The organism is Kocuria sp. TGY1127_2, from assembly GCF_013394385.1.
In the GTDB taxonomy this organism is placed as follows: Bacteria; Actinomycetota; Actinomycetes; order Actinomycetales; family Micrococcaceae; genus Rothia.
The window spans coordinates 1,151,959-1,176,271 of the sequence record NZ_AP022834.1; the positions used below are offsets into that span (position 1 = coordinate 1,151,959).

General features: G+C 61.5%; 26 protein-coding genes. 21 read left to right on the forward strand and 5 right to left on the reverse strand.

What is annotated here, in order from left to right; genetic code table 11:
* The first annotated feature begins 25 nt into the window (after positions 1-25).
* The 7 genes from atpE to sake_RS05160 all read left to right on the forward strand — a co-directional run bounded on the left by atpE (position 26) and on the right by sake_RS05160 (position 6,212).
* Positions 26-235, forward strand: coding sequence for an ATP synthase F0 subunit C (gene atpE, locus sake_RS05130; protein WP_129359897.1), 210 nt, complete (start codon positions 26-28; stop codon positions 233-235).
* 52 nt (positions 236-287) lie between these two features.
* Entirely contained in the window at positions 288-839 is a 552-nt protein-coding gene (locus tag sake_RS05135; protein WP_238147626.1) for a F0F1 ATP synthase subunit B, read from the forward strand.
* Positions 839-1,657, forward strand: coding sequence for a F0F1 ATP synthase subunit delta (locus sake_RS05140; RefSeq protein ID WP_129359896.1), 819 nt, complete (start codon positions 839-841; stop codon positions 1,655-1,657). The genes sake_RS05135 and sake_RS05140 overlap by 1 nt, the downstream gene beginning before the upstream one ends.
* A 141-nt stretch (positions 1,658-1,798) precedes the next feature.
* On the forward strand, positions 1,799-3,436 hold the full coding sequence (atpA, locus tag sake_RS05145) for a F0F1 ATP synthase subunit alpha (protein WP_129359895.1): 1,638 nt from the start codon (positions 1,799-1,801) through the stop codon (positions 3,434-3,436).
* Positions 3,437-3,494: 58 nt separating this feature from the next.
* Positions 3,495-4,424 (forward strand): F0F1 ATP synthase subunit gamma, encoded by a 930-nt coding sequence (locus sake_RS05150; RefSeq protein ID WP_129359893.1) that lies wholly within the window; start codon positions 3,495-3,497, stop codon positions 4,422-4,424.
* Positions 4,425-4,482: 58 nt separating this feature from the next.
* Positions 4,483-5,943, forward strand: a complete 1,461-nt coding sequence (gene atpD / locus sake_RS05155; RefSeq protein ID WP_129359892.1) for a F0F1 ATP synthase subunit beta — start codon at positions 4,483-4,485, stop codon at positions 5,941-5,943.
* Between the two features lie 2 nt (positions 5,944-5,945).
* Positions 5,946-6,212, forward strand: coding sequence for a F0F1 ATP synthase subunit epsilon (locus sake_RS05160; RefSeq protein WP_129359890.1), 267 nt, complete (start codon positions 5,946-5,948; stop codon positions 6,210-6,212).
* A 212-nt stretch (positions 6,213-6,424) separates the two neighbouring features.
* Here sake_RS05160 and nucS read toward each other — a convergent pair whose 3' ends face one another.
* A complete protein-coding gene (gene nucS / locus sake_RS05165) occupies positions 6,425-7,120 on the reverse strand; it encodes an endonuclease NucS (RefSeq protein WP_129359888.1) in 696 nt (231 codons plus the stop codon).
* 61 nt (positions 7,121-7,181) lie between these two features.
* On the opposite strand from nucS, the gene sake_RS05170 reads away from it, so the two are divergent.
* Together sake_RS05170 and sake_RS05175 are read left to right on the forward strand one after the other, a co-directional pair.
* A complete protein-coding gene (locus tag sake_RS05170) occupies positions 7,182-7,517 on the forward strand; it encodes an ATP/GTP-binding protein (protein WP_129359886.1) in 336 nt (111 codons plus the stop codon).
* A 77-nt stretch (positions 7,518-7,594) separates the two neighbouring features.
* Positions 7,595-8,389, forward strand: a complete 795-nt coding sequence (locus tag sake_RS05175) for an alpha/beta hydrolase (protein WP_129359884.1) — start codon at positions 7,595-7,597, stop codon at positions 8,387-8,389.
* 12 nt (positions 8,390-8,401) lie between these two features.
* Here sake_RS05175 and sake_RS05180 read toward each other — a convergent pair whose 3' ends face one another.
* Complete coding sequence (locus sake_RS05180) at positions 8,402-9,784, reverse strand: AI-2E family transporter (RefSeq protein WP_178945569.1); 1,383 nt, start codon at positions 9,782-9,784, stop codon at positions 8,402-8,404.
* Positions 9,785-9,928: 144 nt separating this feature from the next.
* Between sake_RS05180 and sake_RS05185 the strand changes: the two genes are divergently transcribed.
* From sake_RS05185 to sake_RS05205, 5 genes are all read left to right on the forward strand, one after another.
* Complete coding sequence (locus tag sake_RS05185; protein ID WP_178945570.1) at positions 9,929-10,897, forward strand: tetratricopeptide repeat protein; 969 nt, start codon at positions 9,929-9,931, stop codon at positions 10,895-10,897.
* A gap of 152 nt (positions 10,898-11,049) precedes the next feature.
* Positions 11,050-11,961, forward strand: a complete 912-nt coding sequence (locus sake_RS05190; RefSeq protein ID WP_129359878.1) for an ABC transporter ATP-binding protein — start codon at positions 11,050-11,052, stop codon at positions 11,959-11,961.
* Complete coding sequence (locus sake_RS05195; protein ID WP_178945571.1) at positions 11,943-13,520, forward strand: hypothetical protein; 1,578 nt, start codon at positions 11,943-11,945, stop codon at positions 13,518-13,520. Before sake_RS05190 ends, sake_RS05195 begins: the two co-directional genes overlap by 19 nt.
* A gap of 91 nt (positions 13,521-13,611) precedes the next feature.
* The gene (locus tag sake_RS05200; protein ID WP_371811976.1) at positions 13,612-13,941 is read left to right on the forward strand and encodes a DUF3039 domain-containing protein; all 330 of its coding nucleotides are present in this window, start codon (positions 13,612-13,614) and stop codon (positions 13,939-13,941) included.
* Between the two features lie 153 nt (positions 13,942-14,094).
* Positions 14,095-15,879 carry a DEAD/DEAH box helicase gene (locus sake_RS05205; protein WP_129359872.1) on the forward strand — a complete coding sequence of 595 codons (1,785 nt, stop codon included), beginning with the start codon at positions 14,095-14,097 and terminating at the stop codon, positions 15,877-15,879.
* On the opposite strand, the gene sake_RS05210 is transcribed toward sake_RS05205, so the two are convergent.
* Both sake_RS05210 and sake_RS05215 read right to left on the reverse strand, forming a co-directional pair.
* Positions 15,863-16,498 carry an isochorismatase family protein gene (locus sake_RS05210; protein WP_129359870.1) on the reverse strand — a complete coding sequence of 212 codons (636 nt, stop codon included), beginning with the start codon at positions 16,496-16,498 and terminating at the stop codon, positions 15,863-15,865. The genes sake_RS05205 and sake_RS05210 overlap by 17 nt on opposite strands.
* Before the next feature lie 73 nt (positions 16,499-16,571).
* Positions 16,572-17,882, reverse strand: a complete 1,311-nt coding sequence (locus sake_RS05215) for a nicotinate phosphoribosyltransferase (RefSeq protein ID WP_255411252.1) — start codon at positions 17,880-17,882, stop codon at positions 16,572-16,574.
* A gap of 78 nt (positions 17,883-17,960) precedes the next feature.
* On the opposite strand from sake_RS05215, the gene clpS reads away from it, so the two are divergent.
* The 7 genes from clpS (at position 17,961) to sake_RS05250 (ending at position 23,220) form a co-directional block, all read left to right on the forward strand.
* A complete protein-coding gene (gene clpS / locus sake_RS05220; protein ID WP_129359868.1) occupies positions 17,961-18,308 on the forward strand; it encodes an ATP-dependent Clp protease adapter ClpS in 348 nt (115 codons plus the stop codon).
* A gap of 4 nt (positions 18,309-18,312) precedes the next feature.
* Entirely contained in the window at positions 18,313-18,867 is a 555-nt protein-coding gene (locus tag sake_RS05225; RefSeq protein WP_129359866.1) for a DUF2017 domain-containing protein, read from the forward strand.
* 138 nt (positions 18,868-19,005) lie between these two features.
* Positions 19,006-20,019, forward strand: a complete 1,014-nt coding sequence (murI, locus tag sake_RS05230) for a glutamate racemase (protein WP_129359864.1) — start codon at positions 19,006-19,008, stop codon at positions 20,017-20,019.
* Between the two features lie 33 nt (positions 20,020-20,052).
* Positions 20,053-20,847, forward strand: a complete 795-nt coding sequence (locus tag sake_RS05235) for an MBL fold metallo-hydrolase (RefSeq protein ID WP_178945572.1) — start codon at positions 20,053-20,055, stop codon at positions 20,845-20,847.
* Between the two features lie 70 nt (positions 20,848-20,917).
* Complete coding sequence (rph, locus tag sake_RS05240; protein WP_129359860.1) at positions 20,918-21,679, forward strand: ribonuclease PH; 762 nt, start codon at positions 20,918-20,920, stop codon at positions 21,677-21,679.
* Entirely contained in the window at positions 21,676-22,341 is a 666-nt protein-coding gene (gene rdgB / locus sake_RS05245) for an RdgB/HAM1 family non-canonical purine NTP pyrophosphatase (protein WP_129359858.1), read from the forward strand. The genes rph and rdgB overlap by 4 nt, the downstream gene beginning before the upstream one ends.
* A 15-nt stretch (positions 22,342-22,356) precedes the next feature.
* On the forward strand, positions 22,357-23,220 hold the full coding sequence (locus sake_RS05250; protein ID WP_129359856.1) for a phosphotransferase family protein: 864 nt from the start codon (positions 22,357-22,359) through the stop codon (positions 23,218-23,220).
* Positions 23,221-23,233: 13 nt separating this feature from the next.
* Here the strand turns inward: sake_RS05250 and sake_RS05255 are convergent, their stop codons facing one another.
* Positions 23,234-24,277, reverse strand: coding sequence for an ADP-ribosylglycohydrolase family protein (locus sake_RS05255; protein ID WP_178945573.1), 1,044 nt, complete (start codon positions 24,275-24,277; stop codon positions 23,234-23,236).
* Positions 24,278-24,313: the final 36 nt, after the last annotated feature.

The window sequence follows — 24,313 nt, forward strand, 5'->3', positions numbered from 1 at the left end:
CGGGCATCACGAAAGGAAATAGCCAATGGAAATTACAGGTTCGCTCAGTGCCATCGGTTACGGTCTCGCAGCCATCGGCGGCGGCATCGGCGTCGGCCTCATCTTCGCGGCTTACATGACCTCCGTTGCCCGTCAGCCCGAGTCCCAGCGCGTCCTGCAGCCTATGCTGTTCCTGGGCTTCGCCGTGGTTGAGGCTCTCGCGATTCTGGGTCTGGTTCTGGCATTCATCCAGTAGCCCCGCAGGCTGCTCAACCCCTAGACAGAACTAGAGAACAGGAATCTCCTTTATGTCACTTTTGATGGCAGCGGAAGAGGGTGCAAGCCCCCTTCGCCCTGACTGGTGGGAAGTCCTCATCACCGGCCTCGGGTTCCTGATCCTTCTGTACATCGTCGTCAAGTTCATCGCCCCGACCTTCGAGAAGATCTACCAGGATCGCAAGGAGGCTATCGAGGGTGGATTGGCCAAAGCCGAAAAGGCTCAGGCCGAGGCTGCTGCTGCTCGTGAAGAGTACAACCAGCAGCTGGAGTCTGCTCGACTCGAAGCGCAGAAGATCCGCGAGGACGCTCGCGTGGAAGGCGAACAAATCGTCGCCGAACACAAAGAGCGTGCCACAGCCGAGGCTGCCAGGATCACCGAGAATGCACAGAAAACCATTCAGGCCGAGCGTTCGGCCGCACTGGTTTCCTTGCGGACCGAGGTGGGCACTCTGGCCACCGAACTCGCCAGCAAGATCGTTGGGGAGTCGCTGAATGACGACGATCGCTCCAACCGCGTGGTGGACCGCTTCCTCGCCGACCTTGAAGCATCCCAGCAGCGAAGTGCAGGTGCAACCAAGTAATGGCAGGAGTATCGACTGAATCACTCAAGAAGCTGAGCCAGCTGTTTGAACAGCGCTTTTCCAGCGAGGCCAACGCCTCGATGAGCGAAGAGCTGTTTTCGGTTGCGGAATTGATCGATCACAACGGTGCTCTGCGCCGTGGTCTGACGGATCCTTCCCGCGAATCCGAACAGCGAGGGAAGGTGGCTTCTAGCGTATTGGAAGGCAAGGTTTACCCGGCCGTTCGGGAAACCGTGGCTCGTGCCGCGGCCTCTCGCTGGTCGGCAGAACGGGACTTTGCAGATGCTCTTGAGCACCTCGGGGTACTGGCTGCCGCTTTTGCGGCAGAAAATCGTGCCGGCCAGGACACCTTGTCGACCGTCATCGAGGACTTGTTGAGATTTTCGAAGACGGTACAGGCTGACCCTGAGGTCCAGACTGCGCTGACTGATCAGCGGGCTGACAATGCCGCGAAGAAGCAACTTGCAGCTCGAATCAGTGCCGCACGGACAGAGGAAGGCCGCCTCCTGATCAATCAGGTCGTGGAGCATCCCCGCGGTGTTCAGCCCGCCGATTTGGCCGAGAAGTTCGCCGAGACATTGGTTGCGCTCTCGCAGCGTTTTATCGCCAAAGTCACGACGAGCGCCCCATTGGACGAGCAACGGCTCGTACGGCTCGAGAAAGCCATTTCCACGGTCTACGGACGGGACATGACCCTCGACGTCACGGTAGATCCCGAGGTGATGGGCGGTCTCAAGGTTCAGGTCGGCGACGAAGTCATCGACGGAACCGTGTCGTCCCGGATCTCGAATCTTGACCGTTCGGTGTCTTCCTCGTGAGCGCCTTCCACGGCGATTCAGTCTGATACACAGCTGGGTCGCCCGTGAGGGATTGAAGAATTCACGGTGCGACCCACCCATACACGTACACTCGGTTCCAGAAGCAATGGGACCACCAATCTAGGAGAGCAGGGACACAAGATGGCCGATTTGACCATCAATGCCGATGATGTCCGCAGCGCGCTCGACGAGTTCGCGGCATCGTACGAACCCGGCGACGCACAGCGTGTCGAAGTCGGACGCGTCAGCAGTGCAGGTGACGGTATCGCTCGCATCGAGGGTCTGCCCTCGGTCATGGCGAACGAACTTCTTCGTTTCGAAGATGGCACTCTGGGCCTGGCCCAGAGCCTTGACACCCGTGACATCGGCGCGATCGTACTGGGCGAATTCGCCGGCATTGAAGAAGGACAAGAAGTTCACCGGACCGGGGAAGTGCTTTCCGTTCCCGTGGGCGACGCTTTCTTGGGTCGCGTGGTCGACCCCTTGGGCCAGCCCATCGACGATCTCGGACCGGTTGAGTCCGAGGGACGCCGCGCTCTGGAGCTTCAGGCCCCCGGCGTGACTCAGCGCAAGTCGGTCCACGAGCCTCTCCAGACCGGCCTCAAGGCGATCGACGCCATGATCCCGATCGGCCGTGGGCAGCGTCAGCTCATCATCGGCGACCGCCAGACCGGCAAGACCGCGATCGGTGTCGACGCGATCCTGAACCAGAAGGACAACTGGGAGTCGGGCGACGTCAACAAGCAGGTCCGCTGCATCTACGTGGCCGTGGGACAGAAAGCCTCGACTATCGCCTCGGTTCGTCAGACGCTAGAAGAGAACGGCGCCCTCGAGTACACGACCATCGTGGCCTCGCCCGCATCGGATGCTGCCGGTTTCAAGTACCTGGCTCCTTACGCGGGCTCCGCAATCGGTCAGCACTGGATGTACGGGGGCAAGCACGTCCTCATCGTCTTCGATGACCTGTCCAAGCAGGCCGAAGCTTACCGTGCCGTGTCGCTCTTGCTGCGCCGCCCGCCGGGACGCGAAGCCTACCCGGGTGACGTCTTCTACCTGCACTCTCGTCTGCTGGAGCGTTGTGCCAAGCTCTCCGACGAGCTCGGCGCAGGGTCGATGACCGGGTTGCCGATCATCGAGACCAAGGCGAATGACGTCTCGGCGTTCATTCCGACCAACGTCATCTCGATTACGGACGGCCAGATCTTCCTGCAGTCGGATCTCTTCAACTCCAACCAGCGCCCGGCAGTCGACGTCGGCGTTTCGGTTTCGCGTGTGGGTGGTTCGGCACAGATCAAGGCCATGAAGAAGGTTTCCGGCACGCTGAAGCTGGACCTTGCTCAGTATCGCTCGATGCAGGCCTTCGCAATGTTCGCTTCCGACCTGGACGAGACTTCTCGCCGTCAGTTGGTGCGCGGTGCGCGACTCATGGAATTGCTCCGTCAGCCGCAGTACACGCCGTATCCGGTCGAAGAACAGGTCGTTTCGATCTGGGCCGGTACTAATGGCTACATGGATGAGGTTGAAGTCTCCGACGTGCTCGAGTTCGAGAAGCGTTTCATCGACCATCTTCGTCGCCAGACCAACGTCCTGGGGGCGATCCGCGACAGCGGCAAGCTCGAGGACGATACCCTGGCTGAGCTGAAGACCGCGATCGACAACGTCAAGCGCGACTTCATGGCCGGTCAGAACGATGGTGCTGGTGCGGTCCGCGCCGGTCACGAGGAGCACACCCCCGTGAACGATTCGGAAGTCGATCAGGAACAGATCGTCAAGCGATAAGACCTGAGGATGCACGGCTCGCAAGGGCCGTGCATCGTCCGGGCTGAAAGGAAGCTCTATGGGAGCCCAAATTAGGGTTTACCGCCAGAAGATTGCTTCGACGTCGTCCATGAAGAAGATCTTCAAGGCGATGGAGATGATCGCGACCTCCCGAATCAACCGTGCCCGCAAGCGCTCCAGTGAAACGGGTCCCTACGCGAATGCCCTGACCAGGGCCGTGAGTGCGGTGGCCACGCAGACGTCGATCTCGCATCCGCTCATCAGCGACGGATCGGAATCTCGACGTTCCGCCGTCTTGATCATGACGAGCGACCGAGGCCTTGCCGGCTCGTATTCGGCGAATGTGCTGAAGAAAGCCGAGAGCCTGATCGAGCGGTTGCGTCGCGACGGCCGCGAGGTCGAGTTGTACCTCGTGGGGCGCAAGGCCAAGCAGTACTTCGATTTTCGTGAACGGTCCTTCGAAAAGGTGTGGTCGGGCAATACCGACAACCCCGATGTCGAGACCGCACGTGAAATCGGTGAGGTTCTGCTCGATCGTTACTCCACGGCGTTCGAAGAGGGCGGCGTCGACGACCTGCACATCGTGTACACCGAGTTCAAGTCGATGGTCTCCCAGGAGGCCAAGATCCTGAGGTTGTTGCCACTGACCGTGGTGGACTCCAAGGAATTGGGCGAGGAAATTCTGCCCGGTGAGGAGTTCCGGGATGATGAGTTCGACAATGCCGCATCCTTCGAATTCGAGCCGAGCGCCGAAGAGGTACTCGACGAATTGTTGCCGCGGTACATCGAGACACGTATCTTCTCCTGCCTCCTTCAGGCGGCAGCGAGCGAGCTGGCCGCGCGTCAACGGGCGATGAAGTCCGCCGGCGACAACGCGGACGACCTTGTCAAGAAGTACACCCGCTTGATGAACAACGCACGCCAGGCCGAGATCACCCAGGAGCTCAGCGAGATCGTCGCTGGCGCCGATTCCCTCGCCGCCTCCTAACCACCCCCACGTACAGACACTACGTACAGAGATTCTCTGCGAAGAGGTAAGTGAAAGAATGACTGCCACCATGAACGAATCGACCTCCGCGTCGGTCCAGGGCGGCGTTGGACGCGTAGCTCGCGTGATCGGCCCTGTGGTCGACGTCGAGTTCCCGGCCAACCAGATCCCGGATATCTACAACGCTCTGACCACCGAACTGACCATCGGCGGACAGACCAAGAAGATCACCTTCGAGGTTGCTCAGCATCTGGGCGACAGCTTGGTCCGTGCCATCTCCCTGCAGCAGACCGATGGACTCGTCCGCGGCACGCCGGTCCAGGACACCGGCGATGCCATCTCGGTCCCCGTGGGCGACGGCGTCAAAGGCCATATCTTCAACGTTTTGGGCAACTCCCTCGACGTCGACGACGACCAGATCGAGGCCAGCGACTACTGGCCCATCCACCGCAAGGCTCCGAACTTCGCGCAGCTCGAAGGTTCGACCCAGATGCTGGAAACCGGCATCAAGGTCATCGACCTTCTGACCCCCTACATTCAGGGTGGCAAGATCGGTCTGTTCGGCGGCGCCGGCGTTGGCAAGACGGTTCTGATCCAGGAAATGATCACCCGTGTTGCCCGCAACTTCGGCGGCACCTCGGTGTTCGCCGGTGTCGGCGAGCGTACCCGCGAGGGTAATGACCTCTGGGTCGAGATGGAAGAAGCGGGGGTCCTCAAAGACACTGCACTTGTATTCGGCCAGATGGATGAGCCCCCGGGAACACGTCTGCGCGTCGCGCTGTCCGGCCTGACCATGGCCGAGTACTTCCGTGACGTTCAGAACCAGGACGTTCTGCTGTTCATCGACAACATCTTCCGTTTCACGCAGGCCGGTTCCGAGGTTTCGACCCTGCTGGGCCGTATGCCATCTGCCGTGGGCTACCAGCCCACCTTGGCCGACGAGATGGGTGTTCTGCAGGAGCGCATCACCTCAACCCGAGGTCACTCGATTACCTCCATGCAGGCCATTTACGTGCCGGCCGACGACTACACCGACCCGGCCCCTGCCACCACGTTCGCTCACTTGGACGCCACAACCGAACTCTCCCGCGATATCGCTTCGCGCGGTCTGTACCCGGCCGTGGATCCGCTGTCCTCGACGTCGCGAATCCTGGACCCGCAGTACATCGGTCAGGCTCATTACGACACCGCGATTCGTGTGAAGTCGATTCTCCAGGAGAACAAGGAGCTTCAGGACATCATCGCGATCCTCGGCGTCGACGAGCTCTCCGAGGAGCAGAAGGTCGTTGTGTCGCGTGCCCGCCGTATCGAGCAGTTCCTCTCCCAGAACACCTACACCGCGAAGCAGTTCACCGGTGTTGAGGGTTCCACCGTCAACATCAAGGAAACCATCGAGGGCTTCACCGCTATTTGCGACGGCGACCTGGACCACGTGCCCGAGCAGGCCTTCTACAACGTCGGCGGCCTGGACGACGTCGAGCGCAAGTGGGCCGAGCTCAAGGAACAGGGCGGTAACTGATCATGGCACCCGTCCTGAAGGTAGAAGTGGTTTCTCGCGAAGCCGTCGTGTGGCAGGGCGAGGCCAAGTACGTACGCGCCCGGACGGCCGCCGGTGATATCGGTGTGCTGGCCGGCCACGCACCCACCCTCGCCCTCCTAGCGGATGACGGGGAATTGGTCATCGACCCGGTGGACGGAGAACGCAAAACGGCTCGGTTGCAAGAAGGATTCCTCACGGTATCCAACGACACCGTCGTGATAGCGGCCACGAGCAGCTCTGAGTTCTAACATCATGTGAACAATCGATCCCCAGCGATCGAACGGAAGGCCCGGCACTGAATCAGTGCCGGGCCTTTCCGCTGTGGTATCGATAGGGCAATCTTCCGTCCTCTTGGACGGCGGCCGTCGAGAAAGACTCCGCGGGCTGCTGATCTGGTCATCGACCGCTGTCTTTTCTCGGAGAAGGATGACGGCCGGCTGCATTACGGGAAAACCGGGTCTTAGAAAAGGCGGCCGTCCGCGTCGTCGACGCCGCGCATGGCGTCGTAGTCCAGGGTTACGCAGGAGATTCCGCGATCGGCCGCGAGGGTCTTGGCCTGTGGCTTGATCAGCTGTGCGGCGAAGATGCCGCGGACAGGGGCGAGAACCGGATCGCGATTGAGCTGCTCGAGGTACCGCGTCAACTGCTCGACACCATCGATGTCGCCTCGACGCTTGAGCTCAATTGCTACGGTGTGCCCCGTCGCGTCCCGGGCCAGAATGTCGACTGGGCCGATGGCCGTGGGGAACTCCCGGCGGATCAGGCTGTATCCCTTGCCGAGTGTTTCGATCTGTTCCGCGAGCAGACGCTGCAGATCGGACTCGACTCCGTCCTTGATGAGACCGGGGTCCACACCCAATTGGTGATCCGACTCGTGGTGCTTCGCAAAAATGCGAACGATGAGGCGATCATCGGATTTCGCCGCCTGGACGATCCACCTCTCGACGGCGTCGTCGTCGAAGTCGTGGTCCTCGGCGGATTCGATACGAACCGTTGCTGGCGGAGACATCCAATTCAACGGCTTGTACGACCCTCCGTCCGAATGAACGAGAACGGAACCGTCGGCCTTCACCATGAGCAGGCGGGTAGCCAGCGGAAGATGAGCCTTGAGTCGGCCTTCATAATCTACGGAACAATCAGCTATCACTAGACGCACTCGCATTACTCTACCGGCCGTACGCGTGAGGCGCAGTCGCTCCTGTGCCAGAATAAAAGGCATGGCAGGATCTCGGCGAACACCACGAAGGGCCCAATCGGGCCACGGCAAAGCGGGTCCCAGCAAGTGGCAGAAGTTCTCGGATCTGACCGGAGGAGATATATCGCGAGCCCTCGACCCCGAACCTCGTATCGAACGGGACTCCGGAGGCGAGTGGTACGTGCGCTTCGTCCCGGCGTCGGGAGCAAGGAAGACGTACACGTGCCCGGGATGCGGTCGACGTATCGCGACGCGTTCAGCTCATTACGTGGTGTGGAGAAACGACTATATTTTCGGCGAGCAACGGGCCATCGAGGAGCGTAGGCACTGGCACACCAAATGTTGGGATATCCACTGAGTTCATGAAGGCCCGAATACGCCTTGCGGAGGCCGTGAAGGCGCTCCCGATGAGTACTCGCCCCTAGAATTGTGGCCATGGCGACTTCACAACCTGCGCAAACGGATTCTACGACCAATGGCCCCACCGAAATCGGCTCGGCAACGGTTCTTCCCGCGCGCCGCGAGAACATCGAAATCAGAACCGAGGACGGAAAAACGCTGGTAGGGGAGTTGGCCCTGCCCGAGGGAGCCGACCCGGCCGCGACCCTGCTGTGTCTGCACCCGCTGCCCACCCACGGCGGATTCATGGATTCCCACGTGTACAAGAAGGCGTCGTATCGGCTTCCCGCTCTGGCCCATATGGCGGTCCTTCGATTCAACACACGGGGGACGTCCTCGCCTCGCGGCACCAGCGACGGCGAATTCGAGGAAGGGCTGGGAGAGAAAGCCGACGTGCTCGCGGCCCTCAGATTCCTCAAAGACCGAGGACTGCCGAATATTTGGATCATCGGCTGGTCCTTCGGAACCGAACTCGCCCTCAAATACGCTTCCCACGAGCCCGTGAGCTCCTCAGTGAGCGGGGCGATCCTGTTGTCACCTCCACTGCACCGTGCAACGGAAGAAGACCTGAGGTCCTGGGCCCGGAGCGGTCTTCCGCTGACCGCGTTGGTCCCTGAAAAGGACGACTATCTGCAACCAGCGGAGGCACGGGAAAGATTTTCCGTCATTCCGCAGGCCGACGTGATCGGTATCGACGGGGCCAAGCACCTGTGGGTAGGGGAAAAGTATGTGCGTCGGGCCCACGACGAGATCGTTTCGACGATCGCGGGGCAACGAGTGCACCTCAAAACCGTCTGGGAAGGCGCCATCGGTACCGAACCCCAGGAGTGATCGACGAGCGCGTTATCGCCTGTCTTGGCGCGGAATGAAGATCTCTCTGACCAGCAGGAGCGCCGACGCGGCGACCGGGATAGCAATGATGGCTCCCAGGACGCCCCAGAGCGCGCCACCGCCGGCGACGGCGATCACGGCCACGGACCCGGGAACCGCGACAGCTTTCTTCATGATGCGCGGAGAGATGAAGTACGCCTCGATCTGCAAGTACGCGAAATAGCAGATCGCGTAGACGGCCGCGGATTGCCATCCTTGGAGAAGAGTTATGAAGGTAACCAGGATCCCGGCGGCCACGCCTCCGACCAACGGTATGAACGCCAAGAGCAGTACGACGAAGGCGCACAACAACGGGAACGGGACGCCGACGAGTGACATGATGATCAGCGCGAAGATGGCATTCAGAAGTGCGACGACGGCCTGCCCCATGACGTAATTGCCCACGGACTGAGTGACTTTCTCGGTCAGTTCGGCTACTCGTGCACGCTTTGAACGGGGTGCGAGGCGAATGCCCCAAGCCTTGATCGAGGGCAGGGACGTCACAAAGTAGAGGGCCAAGAACATCACGATCAGTGTGCCCGTGACCACCTGGGCAATCGTCGACCCTGCATTGATCAGATTATTAAGGAAGTTGCCGACGAGGCTCGAGTCGCTGAAGGCCGTTTGGAAAAAGTGGCCCGCCTCGTTCTCGACTTTGTCGCGAATCCCGAATTGGTCGTCGAGTTCTTCCATGAATCGCGATGACAGGAAGTCGTTGAAGGTTTGCGGAAATCCATTGATGAAGCCCAGGGCCTGGCGGGCGATGCTCGGAATGACCACGGTCGCCATCAGCACGATGATCCCGGCAAAGGCCAAGAGTACGATGGCCACGCCAAGGATGCGCGGCAGACCCTTCGACTCGAACCACCGCACAATGGGGTCAAGGCCGAGGGCAATGAACATCGCCCCAGTGATCCATCCTCCGAGGGCGCCGACATTGACGGCCAGGTAATAGACCAGCAGAGCAAGTCCGACCCCCACAGTCACCAGGAAACCGAACTGAACCGGAGTCCGTGCGGCCGATGCGTATTCAGCGCGCGTATCCGGCCGGCTGGGTGAGGTATCTGCAGCGGCCGACGAGTACTCGCCGTGAGATGAACGGGAATCGCCGTCGTCAACCGCCGAGCCCGACGGCCCGAGGCTGCTCCGGTTCAGTTCGCCCGCAGTCGGGGAAGGTTTGCAAGAGTCCTCTCGACGGTCGTCCTCCGGAAGATCCACGACGTCGGGCAATTCGAACTTCGGACGCGGTTTGGCTCCGGGGAACGCAGTAGACGGCCCTTTCTTGCCAATCAAGGAACGCAAACGGCCCACGGCACGATCAACCGGGGTCCTCACCCGGCGCTTGTTACCTGGCATGCGTATCCTCTCTGCGATGAAGGTCCTCCCCAGTCGAGATTACCCGGAGGGCGGACGCGGTTGGGGCCCTTCCCGCGTGTTTGAGATGATAAAGGAAATAAGTTGCTTCACCTCGGGACCCCCGAGCGGGAAAGGAATGACGCCATGACCTCAGGAACATTCGGTAACGCCGAACCTCAAGAGCCGCAGCCCGAAGAAAACATTCCGGCATCGGTCCGTTCCGCACCGGATCTCTCGCAGATGAGCGGCGCGGATACGCAGCGGGCGGCCGGACAGCCCACCGCGGGCGGGGCTCAGACCTACCGCCGAGACGTCACCACGACGGAGCAGTTCCAGGAAGTAGCCCAAATCTCCGGTCAGGGACCGGTCATCTTCGCCCTCTTTCGCGGTGCAGACCAGCAAGCCGTGGATTCCGTCCGTCAGCTCGAACAATTCATCAACCAAGCCGGTGGCCGTCTCCTGCTGGCTGCGGTCGACATCGATCAGGCACCCGAAATCGCCCAGGCTTTCCAAGCCCAGAGTTCGCTGACCGTCGTCGCCATGCTGGGCGGGCGTCCGGCGCCGATGTACGATTCACCCGTTCCCGCCGACCAGGTTCAGGCGCTTTTGAGCCAAGTTCTTCAACTGGCTCAACAGGCCCAGATCACCGGCACCTTTGAACCGGTGCCCGCCGCACCTGAGAGCACCGAGCCTGCTCCTCTTCCCCCACTCCATCAGAAGGCCCAGGACGCGATGGAGCAGGGGGACTACTCGACCGCGGCCGATGCATACCGGGAAGCGCTTCGCGACAAGCCTGCGGATCACGACGCGAAAATCGGATTGGCGCGCGTCGAGCTCCTCGCACGCGTCGACAACGAGGATTTGGCACAGGCCCGGGAAGCCGCGGCCTCCAACCCGGAGGACATTGAAGCGCAACTGACTGTTGCGGACCTCGACGTCACGGGCGGTCACGTCGAAGATGCTTTCAACCGTTTGATTCGGCTGATCCAGCGTTCCGATGCACAGACGAAGGACACCGTGCGCGAGCGTTTGCTTGACCTCTTCGAGGTGGTCGGGGCCGAGGACGAGCGCGTGGTCAAGGCTCGCGGGGCCCTCATGAGGGCCTTGTTCTAGGCAAAGGCCGCTTCGGATTCTCTCCGCAACGCCCGGAGGGCCATCAGCCAGGCGCTGGTGGCCCTCCGGGCATTGCCGGTTCGGTGCATCTCTCGAACGGATTCCGACCCAGGGTTGATGACGCCGTTATGGGAGTGTGATGTGATTTAGCCATGAAAAGCGATGAGAACTACCCAGAAAGCCCTCAACCAGGGTCTTCTCCCGGAGCAGGCGAACCTCCCCGTTTCGGAGAAGAGGCTCCCTCAGTCCAGGACCGACAGATCCCGACCAATACCGATTCCGATATCGCGCCGGCCCAGCCTGGCATCGTCCGGCAAGCGATATCGATCAGGAACCTGACTCGAGTGTTCGGGAACAGGGAGGTCGTCCACGAAATCGACCTGGACATTCCTTCTGGCACGATGTACGGGCTCGTCGGCCGCAACGGTGCGGGCAAGACGACCACGCTGTCCATGGCGACGGGCCTGCTGCGACCCACTGGGGGCGCCGTCACCATCCGTGGGGTGGACGTTTGGGAAAAGCCTCGTGACGCGAAGAAGCTCGTGGGTGTTCTGCCGGACGGCGTTCACCTCTTCGACCGCCTGACCGGTCGCCAACTCATCACCTATGCAGGCCTCCTGCACGGACTTGACAAGGAGACCGTCCTGGAACGGACGGACGACCTGTTGCGCGCGATGGATCTGACCGATGCCGCCAACAAAACGGTGACCGACTATTCCGCTGGCATGCGCAAGAAGGTCGCCCTCGCTTCGGCAATGGTGCACGCGCCCGAGGTCCTGGTGCTCGACGAACCATTCGAATCCGTGGACCCAGTGTCCGCGTCGAATATTCGAGACATCCTGGCCGGATTCGTGCGCCACGGCGGGACAGTCGTTGTCTCGAGTCACGTCATGGACCTCGTCCAACGCATGTGTGATCACGTGGCGATCATGGACGAAGGCCATATTCTCGCCTCAGGCACAGTCGAGGAGGTCCGTGGAGGCTCGAGCCTGGAAGACAAGTTCGTCGAGCTGGTCGGCGGCCGCGTCGAATCGGAGGGGATTTCATGGTTGGGAACCTCCTAAGTCTCAAATGGGCCTACTTCGTAGCGTCCCTGAAACGAAGTGGCTGGGCGCTCGCGGGAACAGTCATTGGCGGCATCTACGGGCTGTTCGGACTCTTCATGGTCTTCGCGATCTTCATGGTCCAACGTGGTGGCGAGGCCTCGACCGCTCAAGGTAGCGCGGTGATTCTCGGTGCCGTGGTGACATTACTGTGGTGCATCGTGCCCGTCGTCGCCACCGGCCAGGACTCGACGCTCGACCCTGATCTCTTGGCGCCCTATCCGCTCAAACCGCAGGAGATATTGGGTGGGCAACTCCTAGGTTCATTCATCAGCATCTTCGGCATGATGACGCTGGTGGGGGCATTTTTCCCCGCGGTTAGCTGGACATCACCGCTCCCGGTGGCAGCGGCCATCCTCGCGGGTGTCATTGGTTTCGTGCTCCTCATGATCTGCTCACGGCTTATGAGCGCGCTTGGGATGGCCATACGCCAGAAACGTTTTCTGGCCGAAGGGATCGGTGCCGTCTTCTTCCTGGCACTCCTGTGCGCCGGACCCTTGGTCGGAACGCTGACCGAAGGACTGTTCTCGCCCACCTGGATCAGCACTGTCGCCTCGGTCGTCGGATGGACGCCATTCGGCGCGGCGTGGGCGATTCCGGGCGACGTCGCCCAGCGTGCCTGGTTCGTTCTGGTCCTGCGATTAGTGGTCACCGCTCTCTATACCACCGGGGCATTGTTGCTTTGGCAGAAGGTCATCGCCTACCAAACCAGCCATGTGGGCAATGCATCGGGGGCATCCGGCGGCAGAACCAAATCCGGTAAATGGCTGGGGCTCTTCTCGCGGTTCCCTGCGACACAGGTAGGTGGGATCGCCGCGAAAACGGCCACGTATTACCTCAAGGATCCGCGCCTCAATCTGAACCTGCTGGTGGCACCCGGCTTTCTGGTGGTCTTCTGGTTCACGGGGATGTCCAACGGCGGCGCCTCGTTGACTATCGTCGCCCCTTTGGTCGGCTGGATGCTGGCATGGCAAAGCACCTATTCGGTGTCGTATGACAACACCGCATTTGCTCTCCACCTCACGTCACCGATCACCGGAGCCCAAGATCGGTGGGGCCGTTCCATCGGAATGTCCGTCATCTTCGTGCCGGTCGTGGTCCTGGTCTCGGTCATCGCGATGCTGCTCCAAGGCAATCCGGGAGGGATTCCGGCCAACCTCGGTTTGGGGCTGTGTCTGCTTCTGGCCGGTCTCGGCGTGGGGGCATGCGTGTCGGTACGGTATGCACTCCCGGTCGCAGCGCCGGGGGAGAGCCCCTGGAAGTCTCGGAAGAACAATGCGGGCCTTGCCAACGCCCTGGTCCAAATGGTCGGTAGCCTCCTGATCGTGGTGATGGCGCTGCCTGTGTGGATCCTCCTGATCCTCTCGATGGTTACCGGAAACGCAGTCTTTGACTGGATCATCCTTCTCGTCGGACCGATCTACGGTTCCTTGGTGCTCTGGTTGGGCGTCAGAATCGGTGGAGGCTGGTATGAGCGTCGCGCTCCCGAGCTGTACCAGGACCTGACGCGTTTCCAGTAGTCCAGCGTGGTTGACGCTAAAGTGCCCCGGACGTGATGAAGGAGCTCATCGATTCAGAACGTCTGGGGTACAGGCGTAGAATATCCCCATGATGTTTGACCGACCCCTTGACGTATTCGCCTCGTCCGAACCGCTCGATGACACCGGTTACGGCACCACCCCAGGTGGCGGGACCGCAACCATCGAGCGTGAAGAAACCCGGGAGCTCGCCGAGCCCGGAGATCACGAGCGCTTTGCCCATTACGTACGCAAAGAAAAGATCATGGAGTCAGCCCTTTCGGGCGACCCGGTCATCGCCTTGTGCGGTAAAGTCTGGACACCCGGACGCGACCCCGAGAAATTCCCCGTGTGCCCGGAATGCAAAGAGATCTATGAATCCATGCGCGGAGGCAAGGACGACGACAAGAACAACGACGAATAGAGCCAGAGCAGTGGCAGCCCCTGGCTGACCCTTCCACCCGCCGCGCGGAGCGGCAACAAGAGCAAGACGCCGTCGCAGTGCGCGGCGTCTTTGCCGTGGTGCGAACATCACGGCCAGAGATCCTCGATCATCTTCAGGAGTGAGCAGACACCAGTGCCCGAAGACCTCTCCCAGCCTTCATTGTTCGGTGGTGCAGCCGCCGACCTTCCCCCGGCCTATCCTGATCGCGCCGCCTGGGGCACGGCACCGAAACTGCGTGCGTGGCAGGCCGAGGCGCTGGAAAAATACTTCGATACCGAGCCGCGCGATTTCATGACCGTCGCGACCCCCGGTGCGGGCAAGACCACTTTTGCGCTGCGCGTGGCAAAACAACTTCTCGACCGAGGGACGATCTCGCGCATCACCGTCGTCGCCCCCACCGACCATCTGAAGTCCCAGTGGGCCGATGCCGCCGCCCGAGTCGGTATCGCGATCGACCCCAACTTCAAGAACTCCGACGGGCACCACGCCCAAGGCTATTTGGGTGTTGCGTTGACATATGCCCAGGTGGCTAACAAGCCGCTCCTCCACAGGGCGCGTACCGAGAACGCGCGGACCTTGGTCATCCTGGACGAAATCCACCACGCAGGCGACTCCTTGTCCTGGGGCGACGGACTGAAAGAAGCCTTCGACCCTGCGCACCGTCGGCTCGCGCTGACCGGTACCCCGTTCCGTTCGGATTCCTCCCAGATCCCGTTCGTCACGTACGAACGAGACCAGGAAGGGCTGCTGCGCTCGCAATCGGATTATTCTTACGGCTATGGGCCGGCCTTGGCGGACCACGTGGTCAGGCCGGTGATCTTCATGGCCTATTCCGGCAAGATGCATTGGCGGACCAGTTCGGGCGAGGAAATGGCGGCCGATCTGGGCGAAGGCTTCACCAAGGACATCACCGCTCAGGCCTGGCGCACTGCGCTGGATCCCCGAGGCGAATGGATTCCTTCAGTTCTGGCGGCAGCGGACAGCCGATTGACCGAAGTCCGTCGAACCGTTCCCGATGCCGGGGGCCTGGTCATAGCGTCCAATCACGAAGACGCACGCGCATATGCCGCGAGACTCGAAAAGATCACTGGTTCCAGACCGACTGTGGTGCTCTCGGACGACAAGACCGCCTCGGACCAGATCGATCGATTCTCGGAGTCCGAGGATCGATGGATGGTCGCCGTGCGCATGGTCTCAGAGGGAGTGGACGTGCCTCGTCTGGCCGTGGGCGTGTACGCGACGTCGACCTCGACCCCCCTCTTTTTTGCGCAGGCGATCGGACGTTTTGTGCGTGCCCGTAAACGTGGCGAGACCGCGTCCGTCTTCCTGCCTTCGGTCCCGGTCCTGATGTACCTGGCCCAAGAGATGGAGGCGGAAAGGGACCACGCGCTGGATCTGAAGGATACTCCGGACGAAGAACAAATCATCGCCGCCGACGAAGGTCTGGACGACCACCTGATCGACGAGGCAAATCAGGAGGAGAAGGCGAGTTCCCGTTTGGCCTCCGGAAAGTTCGAGGCCATCGGATCACAGGCGTCGTTCCACGGGGTTCTCTACGACGGCGAGGACTATCACGGCTATGAAGTAGGCTCGGACGACCAGGACTTCCTCGGGATACCTGGTCTCTTGGATGCTGATCAGGTTGGAACCCTTCTGAAGCAACGTCATCAGCAGTCCACAGGAAGCGCTCCACGGCCCGCTCAATCGTCGGTGCCGGATCACCGACAGCTCAAAGACCTGCGTCAGAAGTTGGCGAAAAACGTCTCGGCCTGGGCCGCCCGCACAGGCGAACCTCACGGTTCGGTCCACAATGCGTTACGGCGCGAATGCGGAGGCCCTCCCGTCGCTCAGGCGACCGCGGAGCAGATCCAGGCTCGTATCGACAAATTGCAGAACTGGTTCATCGGCCGACGCTAGAAGAATCGATCACGTCGACGCCGGCGTCTTCGAGCTCCTCAATCGCTGCCTCCGCGGAATCCTCGGCAACAGGGGCGGTCAAGTCGACCAGGACCCTCGTCTCGTACCCCGCGTCCACGGCGTCCAGGGCAGTGGCCCGCACACAGTAATCGGTCGCGATGCCGACGATGTCCACGTCGGTCACGTCTTGTTCCTGGAGCCAGTCGTCGAGCGAGACTTTGAGCGTGTCCTCCGGCATCTGGCCGGGTTCATGCTCGCCGGTCATCACGGATTCCTCAGGGGCCAAAAGTCCCTCGAATCCGGAATAGGCGGCTTCATACTCACCTTTGCGGAAATAGGCCTCGACGTAGTCCGTCTCAAGGTCCGGATGCAGCGCGGAACCTGCCGTGTCCGCGATGCAATGTACCGGCCAGGAATTCTTGAAGTCGGGCTTGTCACTGAAATGGGCGCCCGGATCGATATGCCAATCCTGAGTCGTAACCACGACGTCGTATGCGGCGTGGTGGGTCTGCAGATATCCGGAGATCAGAGAGGCGACTTCGGAACCACGCCCGGTTTCGAGCGGCCCGCCGGTGCAGAAATCGTTTTGGACATCGACGATGATGAGTGCTCTTGTCATACTGGTCCTTCCGCGGAAGAGGGGGGGGCAGACGCACAGCCGTCCTGGCGCCGCCATATTCTGGGGGTCAAGATTAGTGGTCGAGGAACTCCGTGGGAAGCGCTGGTTCGCCTTCCGAGAGCCTGCGAATTGCGCGGGGCAACTCTTGGGTCGATTGCCTGTGGCGTTCGGCCGCCGCGCGGACACCATCTGGGCCCGTGGCACCCGGCAACACTTCGCCGTCGGCAACGAGCGTGTGCATCAGCGGGCGGAAATCGTCGGCTTCGAGTAGGGCAGGATCCAGGGCGATGGCTTCGGCCGTTGCCGTACCCTTGCGATCACGACGACGGCCCGCGTGCTTCGCACCGCCGATCGAGCCCTTACCCTGTGATCGTTTTGCTACGGACACCAAGTCACCATTGGCGTCCTGGCGCGCGACCATTTTGTAGACCATCGACGACGTCGGTGCCCCCGATCCAGTGACCAGGCGTGTTCCTACGCCGTATGAGTCCACTGGCGCCGCGGCGAGACCGGCGATCGCGTATTCGTCCAGGTCGGAGGTCACTGTGATCTTGGTGTCCCGATTGCCCAGCGTATCGAGAAGATCCCTGACGGCGAAGGCCTGCGCCACCAGGTCACCGGAGTCCAAACGGACCGCACCGAGTTCGGTGCCCGCCAAATCGACGGCCGTCCGCACGGCCTGTTCGACATCGTAGGTATCCACCAAGAGCGTCGTGTCCAGTCCCAAGGAATCCAATTGGGCGCGGAAGGCCGATACCTCGTCGTCGAACAAGAGCGTGAACGCGTGGGCCGAGGTCCCGATGGTGTTGATTCCGTAACGACGTCCGGCCTCCAGATTGGAGGTTCCGACGAACCCAGCGATTGCCGCCGCGCGGGCGGCCGAGACCGCCGCTTCCTCATGCGCACGGCGAGAGCCCATTTCGAGGCATGGCCTGTCTCCTGCAGCTCCGGTCATACGGGAAGCAGCCGACGCCACGGCGGAGTCAAAGTTCAGGATGGACAGGAGCAGCGTCTCCAACACACATGCTTCGGCAAAAGGCGCTTCGACCTGGAGGACTGGCGAATGCGGGAAGAACGCCTCGCCCTCCCTGTATCCACGGATGGAACCGGAGAAACGGAAACCGGCGAGGTACTCGAGGGTCGGTCCGTCGACGACCCGTTGTTCCTCGAGAAAGGCCAATTGTTCGTCGTCGAAGGTGAATTTCTCGAGCGCCTCGAGGAAACGTCCCGTTCCCGCGAGGACTCCGTACCGCCGGCCAGCCGGCAAACGGCGCGTGAAGGTTTCGAAGACGCAACGTCTTTCGTGCATACCGGCACGAATTGCGGCTTGCAACATCGTCAGTTCGTAATGGTCCGTCAGGAGCGCGGGGGAGTCTGGTCTCACCCCTCAAGCCTACCCAGGCACAACATCGGAACAAATGTGGCAGACGCGGGCGACCCGAAACGTCTAAGATTGTCCATTATGGTCAGCCAGTCTGCACAGAATCTGCCCGTGGCCAGTGAATCTGCCGCGGAAACGTCCCCAGAATCAGCCCCGTCCAGCGACGTGGGGCTTCTTGAACGACCCACGGAAGACACCCCGTGGCGAGTGATCGTCTGGAATGACCCGGTCAACCTCATGAGCTATGTGACCTACGTTTTCCGGGCGCACTTCCACTATTCGGAGTCCAAAGCCCGTTCGCTCATGATGGCCGTTCACCAAGACGGCAAAGCAGTCGTCTTCACCGGTGGCCGGGAAGAAGCAGAAAGGCACACCAGCGCAATGCACGGCTACGGTCTGTGGGCGACATTCGACAAGGACGGCGGATAAGACGATGGCCAAAGAATTCCGAAACGGGCGCAAAGGTATCAGCGGCGGCCTCGAAGGGCCGGAGCGCGAACTGCTCATCAAGCTGTTCCAGGACGTCATTACTACTCTCGAACCCGAGACGCCCGACGACGAGGACCCTCTCGCGAAAATGGTAGGCATTTCAGGTGATGTGGACGTGCCGGAGGACCCCGCGCTGGCCCGCCTCCTGCCGCAGGCCAGCGACGATGACGAAGAGGCCGCTGAATTCCGCCGGCTGACGGAACGGTCTGTGCGCGAAGCGAAAATCGGCAACCTCCGCATGGCGGCCATGGATTGCGAATCACCCAAATTGCATCTGGACCGCGAACACTCCATGGCTTTCGCCTCGGCCCTCAACGATGTCCGGCTCGTCTTGGCGACCCGCCTCGGTATCGACTCGGAGGACGATGCACAACGGGTTGCTTCGTACAGTGACTGGTCGCAGGCGCACGATGTGGAGTCCTATATGTCGCTGGTCTACCAGTTCGTCTCGTGGTTGCAGGACTCCTTGGTCGAGGCCATGCTCTCAGACCTCGACTGACGTCCGAAGTACTCTGATTCCGCGCGTTGGCCTGCGGATCCTCTGCGGTCTGACCAGGGTGAAGTTCGACGCATTGTTCGGCGGGAAGCCTCGTCGATGCACTTGATCAGGTCACTTACCGCTACCCTCGAAAGCAACATGAACAGCCAACATCCTTCCGTTGAACCTTCGAACCTCACCGCGTGGGGGAGTACCGCACCTGCGTCTCCTACCCCTGGCGCGCCCATTGGGGTCTTCGATTCGGGGGTCGGGGGGCTCACGGTCGCCAGAGCCATCATGGACCAGCTGCCTCACGAGAAAATCATTTACGTGGGCGATACCGCCAACGGACCGTACGGCCCCCTGTCGATTGCCCGAGTCCGGGCCAACGCTCTGAGGGTCATGGACGATCTCGTCGATTCAGGGGTCAAAGCCCTCGTCATCGCCTGTAACACGGCCTCCGCCGCGGTACTGCGGGACGCCCGGGAACGCTACACGCGGAAGTACGGAATCCCGGTCGTCGAGGTGATTCAGCCGGCCGTTCGGCGGGCCGTGGCGGCCACGCGTAACGGAAAAATCGGTGTTTTGGGTACCGCGGCGACGATCTCCTCCCGAGCCTACGAAGACACCTTCGCCGCCGCGCCTCACCTTCAAATCTGGTCCGAAGCGTGTCCTGAATTCGTGGAGTTCGTCGAGCGAGGCATCACGACCGGACCGGAACTGTTGGAAACGGTTGAGCGTCATCTCGTTCCGCTCCAGGACGCGGGCGTGGACACCGTCGTTTTGGGATGCACTCATTATCCTCTTCTCACTGGCGTCATCTCCTATGTGCTCGGCCATGGAGTGACCTTGGTGACCTCCTCGGAGGAGACCGCCAAGGACCTGTTCCGGGCATTGACCAATCAAGACCTTCTCCGCACGGAAGCGACCCCTCCGGAGCACGAATTCGTGTCCACGGGAGACCCCGAGGCCTTCCAATACATAGCTCAACGGTTCCTGGGGCCCGCGGTGACCGGGGTCCGACATTCGACGAGTATCGCCGAGTCCTATCCCACGGCTTCGCTCGCCGTCGTCTCGCCCGAGCATCAGAACCATGCTCGAGTGAATGTGGCCCCGAGCGGACCCGAGGATTCCACACCCCCAGCAGAGCTCCCGCGGAGCGATTCCCGCTAACTACGAGATCCCCGAAGGATCAAGAGGAACATCATGGAACTGAAAATCATCGGTTGCACCGGATCATTCGCCGGTCCGGAATCCCCTGCGTCCTGTTACCTGGTGTCTTCGGTGGACTCCTCGGGGAAGACCTGGAGAGTGCTCCTGGACATGGGAAGCGGTGCCCTCGGAGAGATCCAGCGCCACATCGAGCTCAGCACGATCGATGCCGTGCTCGTGAGCCACCTTCATCCGGATCATTGCGTTGACCTCGCCGGGCTCTATATTGCCGCGCGCTGGGATCCGCGTGGGTGGTCAACCGGTCCCATCGATGTGTGGTGCCCTCAGGGAACCGACGAATATCTCGCACGCACGCACAGTATGCCGCCGGAGCCGGGTCTCAAGGATCAGTTCCGGTTCAACGAATGGGCCGAGAACCAACCGGTGGACATCGGTCCCTTGACCGTCGAGCCTTTCCGCGTTGTCCACCCCATTCAGGATCCTTTTGCCCTGCGTGTGACCGAGCACGGTCCCCAGGGCGACGTCGTCCTGGCCTATTCGGGGGACTCCGATGCGTGCGAGGGACTCACTCGTGCGGCGCTGGACGCGGATCTATTTCTCTGCGAGGCCGCTTATATGGAGGGGCGCGACGACAACCTGCGCGGCATCCATCTCACCGGTGCTAGAGCCGGTCAAACTGCGCGAGAGGCCAATGCCCGTCGGCTTCTGCTAACGCATCTTCCCGTGTGGAACGACAAGGAAATCGTTCTGGCGGAGGCCCGTGAGTTCTTCCACGGAGCGGCGGAGATCGTAACGCCACTGTCCGACTACACGGTGGGTCCGTCATAAGCAGGGAAACGGTCGTTGAGGGCTTGAGTCATCGTGAGCTATTCAGCGCCTCCGGCGGTATGGTGAAGGCATGACTTCTCAGACTTCCCCGAACAAAGCCGCTACGAGAGCAGACGGGCGAGCCGTCGACGAACTGAGGCCCATATCCATCACGCGAGGGTGGTCTCAGAATGCCGAAGGTTCGGCGCTCATCGAGTTCGGAAATACCAGGGTACTGTGCACAGCTTCCTTGACCGAGGGCGTACCGCGCTGGCTCAAGGGTGAAGGCAAAGGATGGGTCACCGCGGAATACGCAATGCTGCCCCGCGCAACGAATACGCGTTCGGCGCGCGAATCCGTCAAAGGCAAAATCGGCGGTCGGACGCATGAAATCTCGCGACTGATCGGCCGTTCACTGCGCGCGGTCATTGACACCAAGGCCCTCGGCGAAAACACCGTGGTCCTGGACTGCGATGTCCTGCAAGCCGACGGCGGCACTCGCACCGCGGCCATCACGGGCGCCTACGTTGCGCTCGCCGAAGCAATTGCTTGGGCCCAGCGCGAAGGCATCATCAACCGGCGGAAGTCTCCCTTGACGGATTCGGTATCCGCTGTCTCCGTGGGAATCATTGATGGCACCCCGATGCTCGATCTTCCTTATGTCGAGGACGTCCGGGCGGAGACCGATATGAACGTGGTCGTGACCGGCTCTGGTTCCTTCGTGGAGGTCCAAGGAACTGCCGAAGGCACGCCCTTCGACCGGGACGAGCTCAACCTCCTGCTCGATTTGGCGCTGACAGGCACGTCCGAATTGGCAGCGATCCAGCAGAAGACTTTGGAAGAAACAGTATGACCTCGACCGAGCAGGGCACCCCGCTCGTCGTCTTGGCGAGCCACAACACGGGCAAATTGGTTGAGCTCCGGGAGATCCTTCGGGACCGCATCGACGGGCTCGACGTGGACACGCAAGTCGTTGATGCGAGCGCCGTCGAGGCACCGGATGTTGCTGAGACCGGGACAACCTTTTCCGAGAACTCGCTTCTGAAGGCCCACGCCGTCGCCGAGGCCACCGGACTGGTGGCCGTCGCGGACGACTCGGGATTGTGCGTCGATGTTCTGAACGGCGCACCCGGAATCTTCTCGGCCAGATGGTCGGGAACTCACGGGGATGATGCCGCGAATGTCGAACTCCTCCTGGCCCAGCTGAGCGACATCCCGGATGAGCACCGTGGTGCTCATTTCCACTGCGCCGCCAGCGTGGCCGGACCCGACGGATTCCAAGCCGTCGAGCACGGGCAGATGCCCGGTCGTTTGCTGCATCGGGTCACCGGAACGAACGGCTTCGGTTATGACCCAATATTCGCTCCCAGCGAGCTGAAGGGAAAAGACGCCGGACTGTCCGCGGCCCAGATCTCGTCCGAGATCAAGAACTCCATCAGCCATCGGGCCCGAGCCTTCACGGCCCTGGTCCCGCACATCCATGCAGCTCTTTCATCGGATCTCGCACAGAGGTAATTATCCTTGTCCCGCATGTCCAGATTCGCCCAGATGCGATACTTCCCCCTCATCAAGGCCGTATTGGATCAGGCCGGTGTGACCGTGGGTCCCGAAGAATGGGACGTCCACTCCAACGGCTCTGCCCACATCGTCGTCAATGCGGGCCATCGCCTCAGCGTGAGGGTTGCCAAGACCCTCAGCGCTGGGGAGTCGATGGGCAGAAGGACGCAACTACTGCGTGCGCTTCCGGACGACCTGCCTTTCGCCGTTCCGCGCCCGCTGACGCGTGTGATCTCCCGATCCGGATTCACAGCGGTCGGGTTGAGCTGGATCCCTGGCGAGGCACGCGACATCGGGCCGGCGCCCGCTCGACCTCTCGGCCGAGCGCTGCGCGCCATCGGAGGAATGGACCCAGTGCCGCTCGAACCTTATCTGGAGCCGGCCCACCAGCATTGGGGCAGCGATGATTGGGAAAAGACCTTGCGGGAGCGCGTCGTCCCGCTGCTCTTTCCGGGAAACCGGCGGATTGCTCACCGCCTGATCGACGACGTCCTAGCGATGGACCCCGTTGAGCCCAGAATCATCCACTCGGATTTTTCCGGCCACAATATTTTGTGGATCAAGGACAAGATGACCGGAGTCATCGATTGGGATCACGCGGCAATGGGCGACCCGTCGTGGGACATCGCCGCCGCCGCAAATTGGTACGGTTGGGACGTCATCACCAAGTGCGTGGGCAAGGACTGGGCCGAACGAGGCAAGATTGTGCATCGGCTCATGCCGCTCCAGTCCGTCGGGTATGCCGTCGTCAATGGCGGTGGCGGTGCCATCACTCGGCAATCGCTCGAGCGAACCGACGCCTGGTTCGATGATCACAAGGCACATCTTCCCGGATGATAGTCCGGGGCGCTCACCTGGACGGAACGAGCCTGACCCAGGCGTGCATCGCGCCGATCCATCGTTCGAGACAGGATTCCAGGGCCCGGGGGAGAGCGGGAGCGGGCAGATCACCGGTGCTCCCCAAGCGTATTGCTTCCCGTAACACCAGCCCGAGGTGCGAGGAGACCCGAATCGAGCCGTGCTGCGAGGAGGAGCCCGCTGCGCTGCCGATTGCGCTGGCCAGTGCCTCAACACATTCGGGTCTGTCAACAGAAGACGCGCCGGGATGTCCCGCGTAGTCCCTCAGAACGCCCGTGGTCAGCGGTGCGGAGGAAAAAATCCCCCGGAGGCTGCGCGATGAGCTGCCCGTAGCTGCGTATTGGGCGCGGAGCCCCTGGGGAACCTCCGTGTCATTTCCGTCCAAAGGAGGCAGAAACCCGGTCACTTTCCTGCACGCGTCGAGAACTCGTTCCGTGTCCGAGCTGTCCTCCGATAGCTCCGGCGAGAGGCAATACCGGAGCAGGAAAACCCAAGCGATGCCGGAGGCCAGCGCTTCGGGCGAACCGTGCGTGAGGGACGTAATGTTGGCCGCGAGCTGGCCGAGGTGCGGCGCCGAGTTCTGGGGATAAAAGGCCAAGGGGGTCAGTCTCGGCAGAAAAGCCGCCGAACTCGCCTCGGGGAACGCATGCCGTGCCGGATACTGCATATGGCCCAGGACCAGCGCCTCGGCGCTGACCGGGTCGATTTCGGATAGCCGCGGTGAGAATCGAGGTTGGTCGTCGAGGACGAGGTCTTCCCACCCCGTTCTTGGTGGAACCGGTGCGTCATCGGAGATTGTGAGACCGAGTATTCGAGCCCACCGGAAATTCTGGAGCCAGATCGATGCTGTCTCGTCAGCCGACTGTCCGTGAGAGGCCCACTCGACAACGTCGCTCATGCCCTCCAACGCGGCCAGGGCCCCGATGGACAGCGCTGGAGCGACGGTCGTAGCAATCGTGGTGAGGCGACGCACGGTGTCCTCGTAGGCAGGATCCAGCGGAGTGAGCGAAGAAGGCAGGCTGGCTATGTCGGGCATACGGGTCATTCTATCTGCGAGGGCCGGGACATCGTG

What these genes read in the sequence shown, in the direction of transcription:
- sake_RS05180 (WP_178945569.1), bottom strand. Translation starts at nt 9,784, where the DNA reads ATGCCAGGTAACAAGCGCCGGGTGAGGACCCCGGTTGATCGTGCCGTG.
- sake_RS05200 (WP_371811976.1), top strand. Translation starts at nt 13,612, where the DNA reads ATGTTTGACCGACCCCTTGACGTATTCGCCTCGTCCGAACCGCTCGAT.
- atpE (WP_129359897.1), top strand. Translation starts at nt 26, where the DNA reads ATGGAAATTACAGGTTCGCTCAGTGCCATCGGTTACGGTCTCGCAGCC.
- sake_RS05190 (WP_129359878.1), top strand. Translation starts at nt 11,050, where the DNA reads ATGAAAAGCGATGAGAACTACCCAGAAAGCCCTCAACCAGGGTCTTCT.
- sake_RS05210 (WP_129359870.1), bottom strand. Translation starts at nt 16,498, where the DNA reads ATGACAAGAGCACTCATCATCGTCGATGTCCAAAACGATTTCTGCACC.
- sake_RS05175 (WP_129359884.1), top strand. Translation starts at nt 7,595, where the DNA reads ATGGCGACTTCACAACCTGCGCAAACGGATTCTACGACCAATGGCCCC.
- sake_RS05255 (WP_178945573.1), bottom strand. Translation starts at nt 24,277, where the DNA reads ATGCCCGACATAGCCAGCCTGCCTTCTTCGCTCACTCCGCTGGATCCT.
- sake_RS05140 (WP_129359896.1), top strand. Translation starts at nt 839, where the DNA reads ATGGCAGGAGTATCGACTGAATCACTCAAGAAGCTGAGCCAGCTGTTT.
- rdgB (WP_129359858.1), top strand. Translation starts at nt 21,676, where the DNA reads ATGACCTCGACCGAGCAGGGCACCCCGCTCGTCGTCTTGGCGAGCCAC.
- murI (WP_129359864.1), top strand. Translation starts at nt 19,006, where the DNA reads ATGAACAGCCAACATCCTTCCGTTGAACCTTCGAACCTCACCGCGTGG.
- rph (WP_129359860.1), top strand. Translation starts at nt 20,918, where the DNA reads ATGACTTCTCAGACTTCCCCGAACAAAGCCGCTACGAGAGCAGACGGG.
- sake_RS05225 (WP_129359866.1), top strand. Translation starts at nt 18,313, where the DNA reads ATGGCCAAAGAATTCCGAAACGGGCGCAAAGGTATCAGCGGCGGCCTC.
- sake_RS05195 (WP_178945571.1), top strand. Translation starts at nt 11,943, where the DNA reads ATGGTTGGGAACCTCCTAAGTCTCAAATGGGCCTACTTCGTAGCGTCC.
- sake_RS05160 (WP_129359890.1), top strand. Translation starts at nt 5,946, where the DNA reads ATGGCACCCGTCCTGAAGGTAGAAGTGGTTTCTCGCGAAGCCGTCGTG.
- atpA (WP_129359895.1), top strand. Translation starts at nt 1,799, where the DNA reads ATGGCCGATTTGACCATCAATGCCGATGATGTCCGCAGCGCGCTCGAC.
- sake_RS05150 (WP_129359893.1), top strand. Translation starts at nt 3,495, where the DNA reads ATGGGAGCCCAAATTAGGGTTTACCGCCAGAAGATTGCTTCGACGTCG.
- atpD (WP_129359892.1), top strand. Translation starts at nt 4,483, where the DNA reads ATGACTGCCACCATGAACGAATCGACCTCCGCGTCGGTCCAGGGCGGC.
- sake_RS05170 (WP_129359886.1), top strand. Translation starts at nt 7,182, where the DNA reads ATGGCAGGATCTCGGCGAACACCACGAAGGGCCCAATCGGGCCACGGC.
- sake_RS05250 (WP_129359856.1), top strand. Translation starts at nt 22,357, where the DNA reads ATGTCCAGATTCGCCCAGATGCGATACTTCCCCCTCATCAAGGCCGTA.
- sake_RS05135 (WP_238147626.1), top strand. Translation starts at nt 288, where the DNA reads ATGTCACTTTTGATGGCAGCGGAAGAGGGTGCAAGCCCCCTTCGCCCT.
- sake_RS05185 (WP_178945570.1), top strand. Translation starts at nt 9,929, where the DNA reads ATGACCTCAGGAACATTCGGTAACGCCGAACCTCAAGAGCCGCAGCCC.
- clpS (WP_129359868.1), top strand. Translation starts at nt 17,961, where the DNA reads ATGGTCAGCCAGTCTGCACAGAATCTGCCCGTGGCCAGTGAATCTGCC.
- sake_RS05235 (WP_178945572.1), top strand. Translation starts at nt 20,053, where the DNA reads ATGGAACTGAAAATCATCGGTTGCACCGGATCATTCGCCGGTCCGGAA.